This window comes from Pseudomonas sp. ICBG1301 (genome assembly GCF_016918385.1).
Classification (GTDB): Bacteria; Pseudomonadota; Gammaproteobacteria; order Pseudomonadales; family Pseudomonadaceae; genus Aquipseudomonas; species Aquipseudomonas palleroniana.
Genome location: NZ_JAEKGB010000001.1, coordinates 105,331 through 121,011, shown reverse-complemented (window position 1 = coordinate 121,011; position 15,681 = coordinate 105,331). Strand labels below are relative to the sequence as shown.

Below are 15,681 nucleotides of genomic sequence, written 5' to 3'. Positions count from 1 at the left end.
ACGCGAGAGAAACATGGACGTCCTGCGCCCAACCGCCCTGGAACAGATCTACGCCCACGCCAGCCGCAGCTACCCCGAAGAATGCTGTGGTTTTGTCTTCGCCGACGGCAGTGTGTACCTGGGCAGCAATATCCAGAACGAGCTGCACCGCAAGAACCCAGAGATGTACCCACGCAGCGCGGCCAACGGCTACACCTTTTCCGTGGCCGACACCCTGCTGATGAACAAGGCGTTTCGCAGTGATAACCCGGTGGTGGTGATCTACCACTCCCACCCGGATGTCGGCGCCTATTTCAGTGACGAAGACCAGGACAAGGCGCTGTTCCTGGGCGAGCCGATCTACCCCGTCAGCTATCTGGTGGTGGACGTTCGCCAGGGCCAGGCCCTGGGATCAAAGCTGTTTGCCTGGGATGGCAAGCATTTCGCCCTTAACCCTTTCAACGACCTGCACACGGAGTTGTCCATGAACGCTGTCTCTTTCCCCGACATTCTGGTTCGCGTGGCCAAGCTGCCGGAATCGACCCTTGAGGGCGCCGGATCGACATTGCGCGAAGTCATTGAAAACCTTTGCAGCCACTACCCGCAGTTACGCGCGCATCTGTTTCATGAAAAAAACAATCAGCTCAAGGAGCACTTCCTGTTCACCGCCGAAGAAGAACTGATCGGTGCCGATGAGCCCCTACCGGAACAGGCCAGGATCGAAGTGCTGTTGGCCACCTCCGGCGGCATGGATGTCGATGCCCTGAGCAACGAAGAAGTGCAGCGCTACGTGCGCCACATCACCCTGCCCGGCGTCGGCCGCGAGGGTCAGCTGAAATTGAAAAACGCCAAGGTGCTGATCGTCGGCACCGGCGGCCTGGGCTCGCCCATCAGCCTGTACCTGGCGGCAGCCGGCGTCGGCACCCTGGGGCTGGTCGACTTCGATGTGGTGGAAAGCAGCAACCTGCAACGCCAGATCGTCCACGGCAACAGCACGCTGGGCATGCCCAAGGTCGAGTCCGCCCGGCAACGCTTGCTGGACCTCAATCGCCACATCCAGGTCAACGCCCACGACACCGCCCTGAATGCCGACAACGCCCTCGAGTTGGTGGGCGCCTACGACCTGGTGATCGACGGCACCGACAATTTCGACACGCGCTACCTGATCAACGATGCCTGCGTGCAGTTGGGCAAACCCTTGGTGTACGGCGCCATCTACCGTTTCGACGGGCAAATCAGCGTGCTCAACTATCAAGGCGGGCCGTGCTACCGCTGCCTGTTTCCCTCGGCCCCTCCCGCGGAGCTGGCGCCCAATTGCAGCGCCGGCGGTGTGATCGGCGTATTGCCGGGGGTGGTGGGGATGATCCAGGCCACCGAGGCGATCAAGTTGTTGATCGGTATCGGTGAGCCCTTGTCCGGCCGCTTGATGCGCTTCGACGCACTGGCGATGAAGTTCAGCGAAATCCGCTTCAAACGTCGCGCCGACTGCCCCTGCTGTTCGGACCTGCGCCACAGCGAAAGCGTCGCGCCGGCCGTCTGCGCCGACGCCATGCCGAGTCGCCCCTCCCTGGCCGAAGAACGCTACATCAAGCCACGCGTACTCAAACAAGTGCTCGACCACCACCGCAGCGCCGACGTCCTGCTGGATGTTCGCGATGCCAGTGAACTGGAGGTGTGCAAACTGCCGGGCGTGGTGCACATCCCCCTGGCCGAACTGGATGGGCAGCTCGACAGCCTAAGCCGCGACAACACCCACTACCTGATCTGCTACGCCGGCACCCGTGCCGAGCAAGCGGCAAGCACCTTGCTGGCGGCAGGTTTTGCCAATACCAAGGTCCTGCAGGGCGGCATGAAACACTGGGTACGCGACGTCGAACCTGACATGCCGTTGTATTGATCCGGGGATCGACTGATGTTGCATAACTCCATTCTCGACGTCATCGGCCAGACGCCTATCGTGCGCCTGGCGCAGTTTTCCGAAGACCTCGGCATCGAGGTCTACGCCAAGCTCGAATCCCTCAACCCGGGCGGCAGCCACAAGGCGCGCATCGCCCTGGGCATGATCCTCGACGCCGAACGCCGGGGCGTGCTGATCCGCGACTCCGGGCAAACCATCATCGAGCCCAGCGGCGGCAATACCGGTATTGGCCTGGTGATGGCCGGCAATGTGCTGGGCTACAAAGTCGTGCTGGTGATCCCCGACAACTACAGCCCCGAAAAGCAAAAGCTGCTGCGCTTGTACGGGGCCAAAGTGGTGCTGTCGGACAGCCGCCTGGGTAACAACTCCCACGGCGAAAAATGCATGGAGCTGCAGTTGGAAAACCCCAACTACGTGATGCTCAACCAGCAACGCAACGGCGCCAACCCGCAAACCCACCGCGACACCACCGCGCCGGAAATCCTCCGCGCCTTCGGTGAACAGCGCGTGGATTACTTCGTCAGCGGCATCGGCACCGGCGGCCATATCACCGGTATCGGCGAAACCCTCAAGGCGGCCTGGCCGCATATCCGTGTCATGGGGGTGGAACCTGAAGAATGCGACCTGCTCAAGGACCGCCACGCGCCGCACGGTATCCAGGGCCTGTCGATCGGGCTGATCCCGAGCATTCTCAACCTGGAGGTACTGGACGGCATGCTCAAGGTGTCGCACCAGGCCTGCGTCGACATGATCAAACGCATCATGCGCACCGATGCCATCAGCCTGGGTTTGTCGTCGGCCGCCAACATGGTCGCCATCGCCCAACTCGCTCCTGAATTACCACCCGAAACGGTGGTGTTGACCATGGTCTACGACAATGCTGACAGCTACCTGCCCAGTTTCGAATAACCGGTTACCCAACCAACCAGAATGCGGGGGGACCTCCATGGGGGGCTTTATCGACATGCAACAGTTGCACGATGAGTTGCTCACCCATCTCATCAAGACCCTGACGCCTGCGCAGATGAAGCAACTGGAACCGCATCTGGCACCCTTGATCCAGAATGCCGCCCAATCGGTTGCCGAAGACCTGATCGCCTACGCCTATCGCGACCCGGCTTCGCGTGGGCGCGGCGAGTTGATCCTGGAGTCCTATGCCTCGTTCAAGGCGGTGCTGTTCTACCGGCTCGCGCATTTGGTATGGCACTTCCCCGACAACCCCAACGGCGTGTTTTCACGCATAGCCCTCAAGCTCAGCAACCAGGGCAAGATCCTCTCCGGTGCCGAGATTCATCCGGCGGCGCGTATCGGTCGGCGCTTTGTGCTGGACCACGGCTACGGCACGGTGATCGGCGAAACCTGCGAGATCGGCAATGACTGCTACATCCTTTGCGGCGTCACGCTGGGCGCTCGGGGTATCGCCAACAACCCGGATGGCAAACGCCACCCACGCCTGGGCAACAACGTCGAAGTCGGCTCCGGCGCCCGGGTGCTGGGCTATGTCTTGATCGGCGACAACGTGTTTATCAGCCCCTCGTGCGTGATCACCCAGGACGTTCCCGCAGGCACCCGGGTCAGGGTGGTCAACCAGGTGCAACTGCAAAAAAACGTCGAAACGGACCACACCCACTATCTCGGCGCCTTCGCGCTGGATGAACGCCTGCACGTGGTCGGCGAGGTCAACGCCAGCCATAACGTGACGGTGCTGGATGCCGACTTTCATCCGTTGCGGGGCGTGATGCTGGAGCCCACGGTAAAAGAGCGCCACCACCTGCAATTTCGCCTGCGCCGCACCGACATCGGCGAACAACTGCCGCGCCTGCCACTGAACCTGAAAATCTGCGGGTCGGAATTTGAAATCACCCTGCTCTCCCCCCCTGGCTTGAGCGCAATGGTGCGTCACCTGTTGCAAGCCAGCCCATTGATCGTTGGAGGATGAACATGTCTGTACACACCATGGAAACCCTGGCGCTGTTCGACAGCGCGCCCTACCAGAACGCCTTCAGCGCCCGGGTGATTGCCGTCAGCGAACAGGGCATCGCCCTGGAGCACACGCTGTTCTACCCCACGGGCGGCGGGCAGCCGGGCGACACTGGGCACCTCACCCTGGCCGACGGCACGCGGGTCGACGTGGTGGGCACCGTGCGCGACCCGGTGCTGCGCTCGATTATCTGGCACCAGGTGGAGCACTGCCCCGAGCAATTGACTGCCGGCGTGCAGGTAGACGCCAGCCTCGATTGGGAACGGCGCTACCAGCACATGAAGATGCACACCTGCCTGCATCTGTTGTGCTCGCTCATCGATGCGCCCGTGACCGGCTGCAGTATCAGCGCCGACAAAGGCCGCCTGGATTTCGACCTGCCGGAAATGACCCTCGACAAAGACAGCCTCACCCGCGACCTCAACGCGCTGATCGAGGCAGCCCACCCGGTGAAAACCCTGTCGATGCCCGCCTCGGAATACTCGACCTTGCTTCAGATCACCCGCACCCAGGCGGTAGCCCCCCCAGTGATCCAGGGTTCGGTGCGGGTCATCGAGATTGCCGGCATCGACATCCAGCCCTGCGGCGGCACCCATGTGATCAACACCGAGGAAATCGGCAAGGTGTTCTGCGAGAAAATCGAGAAGAAGAGCAAGCACAACCGCCGGGTCATCCTGCGGTTTGAATAAGGCCCAACTGATAGTTCGTACAGGAAACTGACAGCAAATTTACGCGTTTGTAACATTCAGAAACGTACAATTCCCCCAGCAGCGCATCTTCCCCAGGTGCGCCGTCCTGACTCATGGAGAGAGAGCCCCCAGCCTTCTCCGTGGGTGCTTGTAGAGAAGCTAAGCTCAAACCCACCACGCCCTTCTGAACCTGAACGCTGCAGGAACGTCTGCCTATGAGCAACTGCATATGAACAAAGTGTTCCGTCATTACATTCCGGCGTCCTCTCTGCGCCTGCTGCCCAACCGCTGGGACCTGGTCGCCCTGCCGTTGGTGATCGGTTTTCTGCTGTTTTTCTCCATCACCGCCCGGGAGACCTGGGCTCCCATCGCCACCCTGCAAAGCGAAGTCATCTCCCTGGACCCGGCCAACCTGCCGGAATACGCGATGCGCACCACACTGCGCATGCTCGCGGCGATGGTGGCCGCGCTGATTTTCACCCTGCTGTACGGCACCCTGGCCGCCAAAAGCCGGCGCGCCGAGAAACTGCTGGTGCCGGTGCTCGATATTCTGCAATCGGTGCCAGTACTCGGTTACATCTCGTTTACCGTGACGTTCTTCCTGTTGCTGTTTCCCGGGCGCGTGCTCGGCGCGGAGTTCGCCGCCATCTTTGCGATCTTCACCAGCCAGGCCTGGAACATGACGTTCAGCTTCTATCAGTCGCTGCGCATGTTGCCCCATGACCTGGTGGAAGTGTCCACCAGCCTGCGCCTCTCCGGCTGGCAGAAATTCTGGAAGCTCGACGTTCCTTTCGCCATGCCGGGGCTGGTGTGGAACATGATGATGAGCATGTCCGGCGGCTGGTTTTTCGTGGTGGCTTCCGAAGCCATCACCGTCGGCGACAAAACCATCACCCTGCCGGGCGTAGGTTCATACCTGGCCCTGGCCATCGCCCAGAAAGACCTGCACGCCGTGGGTTATGTGATCCTGGCGATGATCGCGGTGATCCTGATCTACGACCAGTTCCTGTTCCGCCCGCTGGTAGCCTGGGCCGACAAATTCCGCATGGAAACCACCGCCTCCCAAGGTAGCGCGCCGCAATCCTGGGTGCTGAACCTGATCCAGCGCACCCGCGTCGTGCAACGCATACTGCGCCCGATCACCCGTACCTTCAGCCGCCTGGGCAACAAGCGTTTCAGCCTGGCGGGGAGTGCATTCAAGGCATTGCCGACCGAGACGCCTGCCGCGTCGAAGCTCATCGACTGGGCCTGGGGCACACTGATCGCGCTGATGGCCGCGTATGCGCTGTACCACATCGTGCAGTACGTCGGCACCGAAGTGACCCTCGCCGAAGTCGGCCACGTGGTGGTGCTGGGCCTGATTACCTTGCTGCGGGTGGCCGGGCTGATCCTGATTGCCTCGTTGATCTGGGTGCCCCTGGGCGTGATGATCGGCCTGCGTCCGAGCCTGGCGGAGAAAATCCAACCGCTGGCACAGTTCCTTGCGGCGTTTCCGGCGAACCTGCTGTTCCCGGTGTTCGTGATCGTGATCCTGCATTTCCATCTCAACCCGGACATCTGGCTGAGCCCGCTGATCGTGTTGGGCACCCAGTGGTACATCCTGTTCAACGTGATTGCCGGCGCCAGCGCCTTCCCCAATGACTTCAAGGAAGCCGCCGCCAACTTCCGCATTCGCGGCTGGCTGTGGTGGCGCAAGGTGATGCTGCCGGGGATTTTCCCGTACTACGTCACCGGCGCGATTACCGCCTCGGGCGGTGCCTGGAACGCCAGCATCGTGTCCGAGTACGTGTCCTGGGGCCAGGACAATGTGGTCGCCCACGGGCTGGGTGCCTATATCGCACAAACCACAGCCGCCGGGGACTTCCCCAAGATCGCCCTGGGCGTGGTGGTGATGTCGATCTTCGTGGTGGCGTTCAACCGCGCGGTCTGGCGACCGATGTACGCCATTGCCGAAAACAAACTTCGTCTGAATTAATGGGATTCGCTGTGATGAATACCTATACCGAACACACTGCCGACACCCCAGAAATTTACTCGCTGAAGAACGTGAACCGGGTCTTCGGCAAAGGCAAGGAAGAGCTGCAAGTGCTCAGCGGCGTAGACCTGAGCCTGCACGAAGGCGAGATCGTGGGCATGCTCGGCCGCTCCGGCTCAGGTAAATCGACGCTGCTGCGCATTATTGCCGGCCTGATCCAACCGTCGTCGGGGGACGTGAAATACCACGGCAAACCGCTGACCGGCCCGGCCGAAGGCGTCGCCATGGTATTCCAGACGTTTGCGCTGTTTCCCTGGCTGACTGTCCTGGAAAACGTGGAAGCCGGCCTGCAAGCCCTGCAAGTCGAGCGCAAGGAAGCCCGCAAGCGCGCCTTGGCCGCCATCGACCTGATCGGCCTGGACGGTTTCGAAAACGCTTACCCCCGTGAATTGTCCGGCGGCATGCGCCAACGCGTAGGTTTTGCGCGTGGCCTGGTGGTCAACCCGACCCTGTTGCTGATGGACGAACCGTTCTCGGCCCTCGATGTGCTCACCGCCGAAACCCTGCGCACCGACTTGCTGGATTTGTGGAGCGGCAAGCAACTGCCGATCAAGTCGATCCTGATCGTGACCCACAACATCGAGGAAGCGGTGCTGATGTGCGACCGCATCCTGGTGCTGTCGTCCAACCCCGGGCGCGTGGTCGCCGAGATCAAGGTGCCGTTTGCGCACCCGCGTAACCGGCTGGACCCGACTTTCCGGCAAATGGTCGACGACATCTATGCCCTGATGACCGACCGACGCAGCGCCGATGCGAGCGTCGGCAAGCCCGAACTGAAGATGAGCAGCCTGCTGCCGGAAGTGTCCACCAACCTCATGGCCGGCCTGATCGAAACCCTGGCCGCCGAGCCCTACAACGGCCACGCCGGCCTGCCCAACGTGGCCGAACGGGGCCTGTTGGAAGTCGACGACCTGTTCCCGGTCGCGGAGATGCTGGAGCACCTGGGCTTTGCCGAACTCAAGGGCGCCGACATCACCCTCACCGACGCCGGCAAGCTGTTCGCCGACTACGGCACCCAGGAACGCAAGACCCTGTTCGCCGAACATTTGATCCAGCACGTACCGCTGGCCGCACGCATTCATCAGGTATTGCTTGAACGCAGCGGGCACCGCGCCCCTCGGGTGCGCTTCGAGCAAGAGCTGGAGGATTCGATGACCGAAGCGTTCGTGGAAAAAACCCTGGAAACCGTGGTGGCGTGGGGACGCTATGCGGAGATTTTCTCCTACGACGACCACACCGAGACGTTCAGCCTGGAGGATGTCGAGGGCAGCATGTAAACCGAGAACACCACGCTAAAAGTGTTAAAGGGTGGGATGTAGAACACATCATCTGTAGTGAGCGGGCTTGCCCCGCGCTGGGGGGCGCAGCCGCCCCAAAGCCAGGCACCTCGGTCCTTCTGAAATACCGCGGCGTCTTTGTTGGGGCGGCTGCGCCACCCAGCGCGGGGCAAGCCCGCTCACTACAGAGTTTGGGCTTGTTCCTCCTACACTGGATTGATGTCGGGCTTTAGAAGGCGTCGCCGGGGATGCGCACGTAGCCTTCCATCAACACCCGTGCACTGCGGCTCATGATGGCTTTCTTGACGACCCACTCACCCTCTACCTGGCTGGCCTCGGCGCCCACGCGCAACGTGCCGGACGGATGCCCGAAGCGCACCGCATTGCGCGCCATGCCGCCGGCCGCCAAGTTGACCAAGGTGCCGGGAATCGCCGCCGCCGTGCCAATCGCCACCGCCGCCGTGCCCATCATCGCGTGATGCAACTTGCCCATGGACAGCGCGCGCACCAGCAGGTCCACATCGGCAGCCTTGATTGCCTTGCCGCTGGATGACACGTAATCCGCAGGCTTGGCCACAAACGCAACCTTCGGCGTGTGCTGGCGTTGAGCGGCCTGCTCCAGGTTCTCGATCAGGCCCATGCGCAGCGCGCCGTAGGCCCGCACGGTCTCGAACATCGCCAGGGCTTTCGGGTCGCTGTTGATCGCGCCTTGCAGCTCGGTGCCGGTGTAGCCAAGATCTTCGGCGTTGATGAAGATCGTCGGGATACCGGCATTGATCAACGTCGCCTTGAAGGTGCCGACACCTGGCACCTCCAGGTCGTCGACGAGGTTGCCGGTGGGGAACATCGAACCGCCGCCGCCCTCTTCTTCCGCCGCCGGGTCCATGAACTCCAGCTGGACTTCGGCAGCCGGGAAGGTCACGCCGTCCAGTTCAAAGTCACCGGTCTCCTGCACGGCGCCGTCGGTGATCGGCACATGGGCGATGATGGTCTTGCCGATATTGGCCTGCCACACCCGCACCACGGCCACGCCGTTGTGCGGTATGCGGGCCGGGTCGACCAGCCCGGCGCTGATGGCGAACGAACCCACCGCTGCCGACAGGTTGCCGCAATTACCGCTCCAGTCGACAAAGGGTTTGTCGATGGAGACCTGGCCGAACAGGTAGTCCACGTCGTGATCGGCGCGGGTACTTTTCGACAGGATGACCGTCTTGCTGGTGCTCGATGTGGCGCCGCCCATGCCATCGATCTGTTTGTCGTACGGGTCGGGGCTGCCGATCACCCGTAGCAGCAAGGCGTCGCGCGCGGCGCCCGGCACCTGCGCCGCTTCGGGCAGGTCCTCGAGGCTGAAAAACACCCCCTTGCTGGTGCCGCCACGCATGTAAGTGGCGGGGATCCTGATTTGCGCTGCGTGTGCCATGGTTATCCTCTTCAGGCGGTGGCCGCCGATTCCAGGAAGTCCTGGGCGAAGCGCTGCAACACGCCGCCCGCCTCGTAGATCGATACTTCTTCGGCAGTGTCCAGGCGGCAAGTCACCGGCACTTCGACACGTTCGCCATTTTTGCGATGGATCACCAGCGTCAGTTGCGCACGCGGGGTGCGTGCACCGACCACGTCATAGGTTTCGCTGCCATCGATGTTCAACGTGTGACGGTCAGTGCCCGGCAGGAACTCCAACGGCAGCACGCCCATGCCCACCAGGTTGGTGCGGTGGATGCGCTCGAAACCCTCGGCGACAATCGCTTCCACACCGGCCAGGCGCACGCCTTTGGCCGCCCAGTCGCGGGAGGAACCCTGGCCGTAGTCGGCCCCGGCAATGATGATCAGCGGTTGCTTGCGCTCCATGTAGGTTTCGATGGCCTCCCACATCCGCGAGACCTTGCCTTCCGGCTCGATGCGCGCCAGGGAGCCCTGCTTGACCTTGCCATTTTCAACCACCATTTCGTTGAACAGTTTCGGGTTGGCGAAGGTGGCACGCTGTGCGGTCAGGTGGTCGCCGCGATGCGTCGCATAAGAGTTGAAGTCGACTTCCGGCAGGCCCATTTTCGCCAGGTATTCGCCCGCGGCGCTGTCGAGCATGATCGCATTGGAGGGTGACAGGTGGTCGGTGGTGATGTTGTCCGGCAGCACCGCCAGCGGGCGCATGCCCTTGAGCGGCCGCGCACCGGCCAACGCGCCTTCCCAGTACGGCGGGCGGCGGATATAGGTGCTTTGCGGGCGCCAGTCGTACAGCGGCGCGACTTTCGGCCCGGTGTCTTCGTGGATGGCGAACATCGGGATATAGACCTGGCGGAACTGCTCCGGCTTGACCGAAGCCTTGACGACCGCGTCGATCTCTTCGTCGCTCGGCCAGATGTCTTGCAGGCGGATTTCCTTGCCCGAGGCATCCAGGCCCAGCACGTCCTTCTCGATATCGAAACGGATGGTGCCGGCAATCGCATAGGCCACCACCAACGGCGGCGAGGCGAGGAAGGCTTGCTTGGCGTACGGGTGAATACGCCCGTCGAAGTTGCGGTTACCCGAGAGCACGGCCGTGGCGTACAGGTCGCGATCGATGATTTCCTGCTGGATCACCGGGTCAAGGGCGCCGGACATGCCATTGCAGGTGGTGCAGGCAAACGCCACCACGCCGAAGCCGAGCTTTTCCAGTTCATGGCCCAGGCCGGCCTCTTCCAGGTACATGGCCACGGTTTTCGAACCCGGCGCCAACGAAGATTTGACCCAGGGTTTGCGCGTCAGCCCCAGCTTGTTGGCGTTGCGCGCCAGCAGGCCGGCAGCGATCACGTTGCGCGGGTTGCTGGTGTTGGTGCAACTGGTAATGGCCGCAATGATCACCGCGCCGTCGGGCATTTGGCCGGGAACCTCGTCCCACTCGCCGCTGATGCCTTTGGATGCCAGGTCCCGGGTCGCCACGCGCGCATGCGGGTTGCTCGGCCCCGCCATGTTGCGCACGACGCTGGACAGGTCAAAGGTCAAGCCACGCTCGTATTGCGCGCTCTTCAGGTCATCGGCCCACAGGCCGGTGTGGCGGGCGTATTGCTCCACCAGGGTGACTTGTTCGTCTTCGCGGCCGGTGAGCTTCAGATAGGCGATGGTCTGTTGGTCGATGTAGAACATCGCCGCCGTGGCGCCGTATTCCGGGGCCATGTTGGAGATGGTCGCGCGGTCGCCCAGGGTCAGCGCCGAAGCCCCTTCACCGAAGAACTCAAGCCACGCCCCCACGACCTTTTGTTTACGCAGAAACTCGGTCAGCGCCAGCACCATGTCGGTGGCGGTGATGCCCGGTTGCAGCTTGCCGGTCAGTTCGACGCCGACGCTTTCCGGCAGGCGCATCCATGAGGCGCGGCCCAGCATCACACTTTCGGCTTCAAGGCCGCCGACGCCGATGGCGATCACGCCCAGTGCGTCGACGTGCGGCGTGTGGCTGTCAGTGCCGACGCAAGTGTCCGGGAACGCCACGCCGTCGCGCACCTGGATCACCGGAGACATTTTCTCCAGGTTGATCTGGTGCATGATGCCGTTGCCTGGCGGGATCACATCGACGTTCTTGAACGCCTTCTTGGTCCACTCGATAAAGTGGAAACGGTCTTCGTTGCGACGGTCTTCGATGGTGCGGTTTTTTTCGAATGCCTGCGGATCATAACCACCGGCTTCGACGGCCAGGGAGTGGTCGACGATCAGTTGGGTCGGCACCACCGGGTTCACCTGAGCCGGATCGCCGCCTTGCTGGGCGATGGCATCGCGCAGGCCGGCAAGGTCGACCAGGGCGGTCTGGCCGAGGATGTCGTGGCACACCACGCGCGCGGGGAACCAGGGAAAATCGAGGTCGCGCCGGCGTTCGATCAACTGGCCCAGGGACGCGTTGAGGGTGGCCGGGTCGCAGCGGCGCACCAGGTTCTCGGCGAGTACGCGGGAGGTATAAGGCAAGGTGGCGTAGGCGCCAGGCTTGATTGCATCGACTGCCGCACGAGCGTCGAAGTAATCCAGGCGACTGCCGGGTAGCGGTTTGCGAAATTCAGTGTTCATCGTCAGGACTCGGTCACGGTGGCTACAAAAGGAGAACCGGCGTGCATCCGGAATTGGAATGAGATCCAAATGTGGGAGCGGGCTTGCTCGCGAAGGCGGACTGCCAGTCGATACATCTGTAGCTGACCGCTATCGGGAGCAAGCCCCCTCCCACATTTGATCCGGTTACCCATTCAGGACCGCCAATCTCCCATTCAGCGACGTTCGATTGGCACGAACTTGCGCTGTTCGACGCCTATGTATTCGGCGCTTGGACGGATGATGCGGTTGTTGGCACGCTGCTCGAACACATGCGCGGCCCAGCCGGTCAGGCGCGAGCAGACGAAGATCGGGGTGAACAGCTTGGTCGGGATCCCCATGAAGTGGTAGGCCGAGGCATGGTAGAAGTCGGCGTTGGGAAACAGCTTCTTCTGCTCCCACATGGTCTTGTCGATGGCTTCGGACACCGGGAACAACACGGTGTCGCCCACTTCGTCAGCCAGCTTTTTCGACCAGCCCTTGATCACTTCATTACGCGGGTCGCTGTCTTTGTAGATCGCGTGGCCGAAGCCCATGATCTTGTCCTTGCGCGCCAACATGCCGAGGGTGCCTTCGACGGCCTCCTGCGCGGACGAAAAACGCTCGATCATTTCCATCGCCGCTTCGTTGGCCCCCCCGTGCAGCGGGCCGCGCAACGAACCGATGGCCGCCGTGACGCAGGAATACAGGTCGGACAGAGTCGACGCACATACGCGGGCAGTGAAGGTCGACGCGTTGAATTCATGCTCTGCGTACAGGATCAGCGACACGTTCATCACTTTGACGTGCAGGTCGCTGGGCTTCTTGCCGTGCAGCAGATGCAGGAAGTGACCACCGATGGTCGGCTCATCCGTCACGCAGTGGATGCGTTGGCCGTCGTGGCTGAAGCGATACCAGTAGCACATGATCGCCGGGAAAGCGGCGAGCAGGCGGTCAGTGACGTCGCGCTGCACGCTGAAATCCTTCTCCGGCTCGATATTGCCCAGGAACGAGCAACCGGTGCGCATCACGTCCATCGGATGGGCATCGGCGGGGATGCGCTCCAGCACTTCCTTGAGGGCTTGCGGCAGGTCGCGCAGCTTGCTCAACTTGGCGCTGTAGGCGGCCAATTCGGCTTTGCTCGGCAATTCGCCGTACAGCAGCAGGTAGGCGACTTCTTCAAACTGCGCCTCGGCGGCCAGCTCGCGCACATCGTAGCCGCGATAGGTCAGGCCGGCACCGGCCTGGCCCACGGTGGACAGTGCGGTCTGCCCGGCGACCTGGCCACGCAGGCCGGCGCCACTCAGTACTTTTGCTTCAGCCATGTTCGTTCTCCAATCTTGAATTTATTAGGGAGGCATGCCGCTTTACTTTTTCGCGGCAAACAACGCGTCGAGCTTCTGCTCGAAGGTGTGGTAGTCGATGCGATCGTAAAGCTCCATGCGGGTTTGCATGGTGTCGATCACGTTCTGTTGGGTACCGTCGCGACGGATCGCGGTGTAGACGTTTTCGGCGGCCTTGTTCATGGCGCGGAAGGCCGAGAGCGGGTACAGCACGATGGAAACATCGGCAGATTTCAACTGTTCGGTGGTGTACAGCGGCGTCGCGCCGAACTCGGTAATGTTAGCCAGGATCGGGGCCTTCACACGGGAGGCGAACAGCTTGTACATCTCCAGCTCAGTGATGGCTTCCGGGAACACCATGTCGGCACCGGCCTCGATGCAGGCGGCGGCACGCTCCAGGGCGGACTCCAGACCTTCCACCGCCAGCGCGTCGGTGCGCGCCATGATCACGAAGCTGTCGTCGGTGCGCGCGTCCACGGCGGCCTTGATGCGGTCGACCATTTCCTGCTGGGACACGATTTCTTTATTCGGACGATGGCCGCAGCGCTTGGCGCCAACCTGGTCTTCGATATGGATGGCCGCCGCGCCGAACTTGATCATCGACTTGACGGTGCGCGCCACGTTGAACGCCGAGGACCCGAAACCGGTGTCCACGTCCACCAGCAGCGGCAAGTCGCACACATCGGTGATGCGGCGCACGTCGGTCAGCACGTCATCCAGGCCGGTAATCCCCAAGTCCGGTACGCCCAGGGATCCGGCAGCCACCCCGCCACCCGACAGGTAGATCGCCTTGAAGCCGGCGCGCTTGGCCAGCAGGGCGTGGTTGGCGTTGATCGCGCCGACCACCTGCAAAGGCTGTTCGCTGGCGACCGCGTCACGGAAACGCTGGCCTGGAGTGCTGTTGTTAGTGGAACTCATGACTCACCTCGTTAGGGGGTAGTGTCTGGAAAGTGACGGGCGATGTTGCGTTTGGAGGCACCGATATGACGGCGCATCAACAACTCCGCCAGTTCACCGTCACGATCGGCGATCGCGTCAAGAATGCGGTGATGCTCGGCAAAAGCCTGGCGTGGACGATTGGGCGTCGCGGAGAACTGGATGCGGTACATGCGCACCAACTGGTACAGCTCGCCGCAGAGCATTTGGGTCAGGGTGCGGTTGCCGGCGCCCTGGATGATCCGGTAATGAAAGTCGAAGTCGCCTTCCTGCTGGTAATAACCGAGGCCGGCCTGGAAGGCTTCGTCGCGTTCATGGGTGTGCAGTACCTGGCGCAACTCCTCGATTTCGGCGTCGGTCATGCGCTCGGCGGCCAGGCGACAGGCCATGCCTTCGAGGGACTCGCGGATTTCGTAGAGTTCGATCAGCTCGGCATGGCTCAGGGACACCACCCGGGCACCGACATGCGGCACACGCACCAGCAGGCGCTGGCCTTCCAGGCGGTGGATCGCCTCACGCAGCGGGCCACGACTGATGCCGTAGGTGCGCGCCAGTTCCGGTTCGGAGATCTTACTGCCGGGGGCGATCTCACCCTTGACGATGGCGGCCTGGATACGCCGGAAGACGTTCTCGGACATGGTCTGGGAATCGTCTTGCGCCATCACTGGGCTTTCCAGTTGATCCAGCATATTGTCGACACCTTTAAAAGCAATGCCGCAAAAACTAGCTAATCAGCCCCTGATAGTCAAAGAATAAATACATATTGTCGACAATCGTCTAATAGCCCCTGTCGCACCTTCCAGGGGCATGGCCGCCTGCCAGCGCTGGCGTCGCAAAAGCATCATGTTAGAATGCCCGCCGCTTTCGCCTGACATCTCCTGATGAAACGGCGCACGAGGGAGTTTGCGCAGCAATGCCAGTCGCCTTGAATTGAACATCGCATGGCACCGCCTCAGGATTTATGAGACTCAAGCCCTTCCTTCTATTGATTTGCCTGATTTGCGTATCGGGTCTTGGCGCAGGCGCCGAGAAGACCGTGTATGGCCTGAATGAATACGCCAAGCTGACCGGGATCGACCTGGAAGTGGCGGCCAAACTCGACACCGGCGCCAAGACCGCTTCGCTCAGCGCCCGCGATATCAAGCGCTTCAAGCGCAATGGCGAGTCCTGGGTGCGCTTTTACCTGGCTATCGACACCGCCCATTCCCACCCCATCGAACTGCCCCTGGCCCGCGTCAGCAAGATCAAGCGCCGCGCCGGTGACTACTCACCCGATGAGGACAAGCACTACACCGCCCGCCCGGTGATAGCCCTGGATGTCTGCATGGGCACCACGATACGCAGCATCGAAGTGAACTTGACTGACCGCAGCGCATTCCAATATCCGCTGCTGATCGGCTCCGAAGCGTTGAAACGCTTTGATGCGCTGGTCGACCCCAGTCTCAAATACGCAGCGGGCAAACCTGCCTGCGCCGCCGACGCTTATACCGCCGAGTAAAC

At 62.0% G+C, this 15,681-nt stretch carries 12 protein-coding genes; 7 read left to right on the top strand and 5 right to left on the bottom strand.

Going from position 1 to position 15,681, the window contains the following annotated elements:
• Nucleotides 1-13 precede the first annotated feature (13 nt).
• The 6 genes from moeB (at nucleotide 14) to JBE38_RS00560 (ending at nucleotide 7,879) form a co-directional block, all read left to right on the top strand.
• Nucleotides 14-1,876, top strand: a complete 1,863-nt coding sequence (gene moeB / locus JBE38_RS00585) for a molybdopterin-synthase adenylyltransferase MoeB (protein WP_205343335.1) — start codon at nucleotides 14-16, stop codon at nucleotides 1,874-1,876.
• A gap of 15 nt (nucleotides 1,877-1,891) precedes the next feature.
• Nucleotides 1,892-2,806, top strand: a complete 915-nt coding sequence (locus JBE38_RS00580) for a PLP-dependent cysteine synthase family protein (protein WP_060756231.1) — start codon at nucleotides 1,892-1,894, stop codon at nucleotides 2,804-2,806.
• A gap of 37 nt (nucleotides 2,807-2,843) precedes the next feature.
• Entirely contained in the window at nucleotides 2,844-3,836 is a 993-nt protein-coding gene (locus JBE38_RS00575) for a serine O-acetyltransferase (RefSeq protein WP_090369277.1), read from the top strand.
• Nucleotides 3,837-3,838: 2 nt separating this feature from the next.
• Nucleotides 3,839-4,567, top strand: coding sequence for an alanyl-tRNA editing protein (locus JBE38_RS00570; protein WP_198762763.1), 729 nt, complete (start codon nucleotides 3,839-3,841; stop codon nucleotides 4,565-4,567).
• 229 nt (nucleotides 4,568-4,796) lie between these two features.
• A complete protein-coding gene (locus JBE38_RS00565) occupies nucleotides 4,797-6,542 on the top strand; it encodes an ABC transporter permease (protein WP_060756234.1) in 1,746 nt (581 codons plus the stop codon).
• A 14-nt stretch (nucleotides 6,543-6,556) separates the two neighbouring features.
• Nucleotides 6,557-7,879 (top strand): ABC transporter ATP-binding protein, encoded by a 1,323-nt coding sequence (locus JBE38_RS00560; protein WP_060756235.1) that lies wholly within the window; start codon nucleotides 6,557-6,559, stop codon nucleotides 7,877-7,879.
• 229 nt (nucleotides 7,880-8,108) lie between these two features.
• Here JBE38_RS00560 and prpF read toward each other — a convergent pair whose 3' ends face one another.
• The 5 genes from prpF to JBE38_RS00535 all read right to left on the bottom strand — a co-directional run bounded on the left by prpF (nucleotide 8,109) and on the right by JBE38_RS00535 (nucleotide 14,870).
• Nucleotides 8,109-9,299 (bottom strand): 2-methylaconitate cis-trans isomerase PrpF, encoded by a 1,191-nt coding sequence (gene prpF, locus JBE38_RS00555; RefSeq protein WP_205343334.1) that lies wholly within the window; start codon nucleotides 9,297-9,299, stop codon nucleotides 8,109-8,111.
• An 11-nt stretch (nucleotides 9,300-9,310) separates the two neighbouring features.
• Nucleotides 9,311-11,905 carry a Fe/S-dependent 2-methylisocitrate dehydratase AcnD gene (gene acnD, locus JBE38_RS00550; RefSeq protein ID WP_205343333.1) on the bottom strand — a complete coding sequence of 865 codons (2,595 nt, stop codon included), beginning with the start codon at nucleotides 11,903-11,905 and terminating at the stop codon, nucleotides 9,311-9,313.
• Between the two features lie 194 nt (nucleotides 11,906-12,099).
• A complete protein-coding gene (gene prpC, locus JBE38_RS00545) occupies nucleotides 12,100-13,227 on the bottom strand; it encodes a bifunctional 2-methylcitrate synthase/citrate synthase (RefSeq protein WP_060756238.1) in 1,128 nt (375 codons plus the stop codon).
• 42 nt (nucleotides 13,228-13,269) lie between these two features.
• Complete coding sequence (prpB, locus tag JBE38_RS00540; RefSeq protein WP_060756239.1) at nucleotides 13,270-14,163, bottom strand: methylisocitrate lyase; 894 nt, start codon at nucleotides 14,161-14,163, stop codon at nucleotides 13,270-13,272.
• 11 nt (nucleotides 14,164-14,174) lie between these two features.
• Nucleotides 14,175-14,870, bottom strand: coding sequence for a GntR family transcriptional regulator (locus JBE38_RS00535; protein ID WP_060756240.1), 696 nt, complete (start codon nucleotides 14,868-14,870; stop codon nucleotides 14,175-14,177).
• A 272-nt stretch (nucleotides 14,871-15,142) separates the two neighbouring features.
• On the opposite strand from JBE38_RS00535, the gene rloA reads away from it, so the two are divergent.
• Entirely contained in the window at nucleotides 15,143-15,679 is a 537-nt protein-coding gene (rloA, locus tag JBE38_RS00530; protein WP_205343332.1) for a retropepsin-like aspartic peptidase RloA, read from the top strand.
• Nucleotides 15,680-15,681 lie beyond the last annotated feature (2 nt).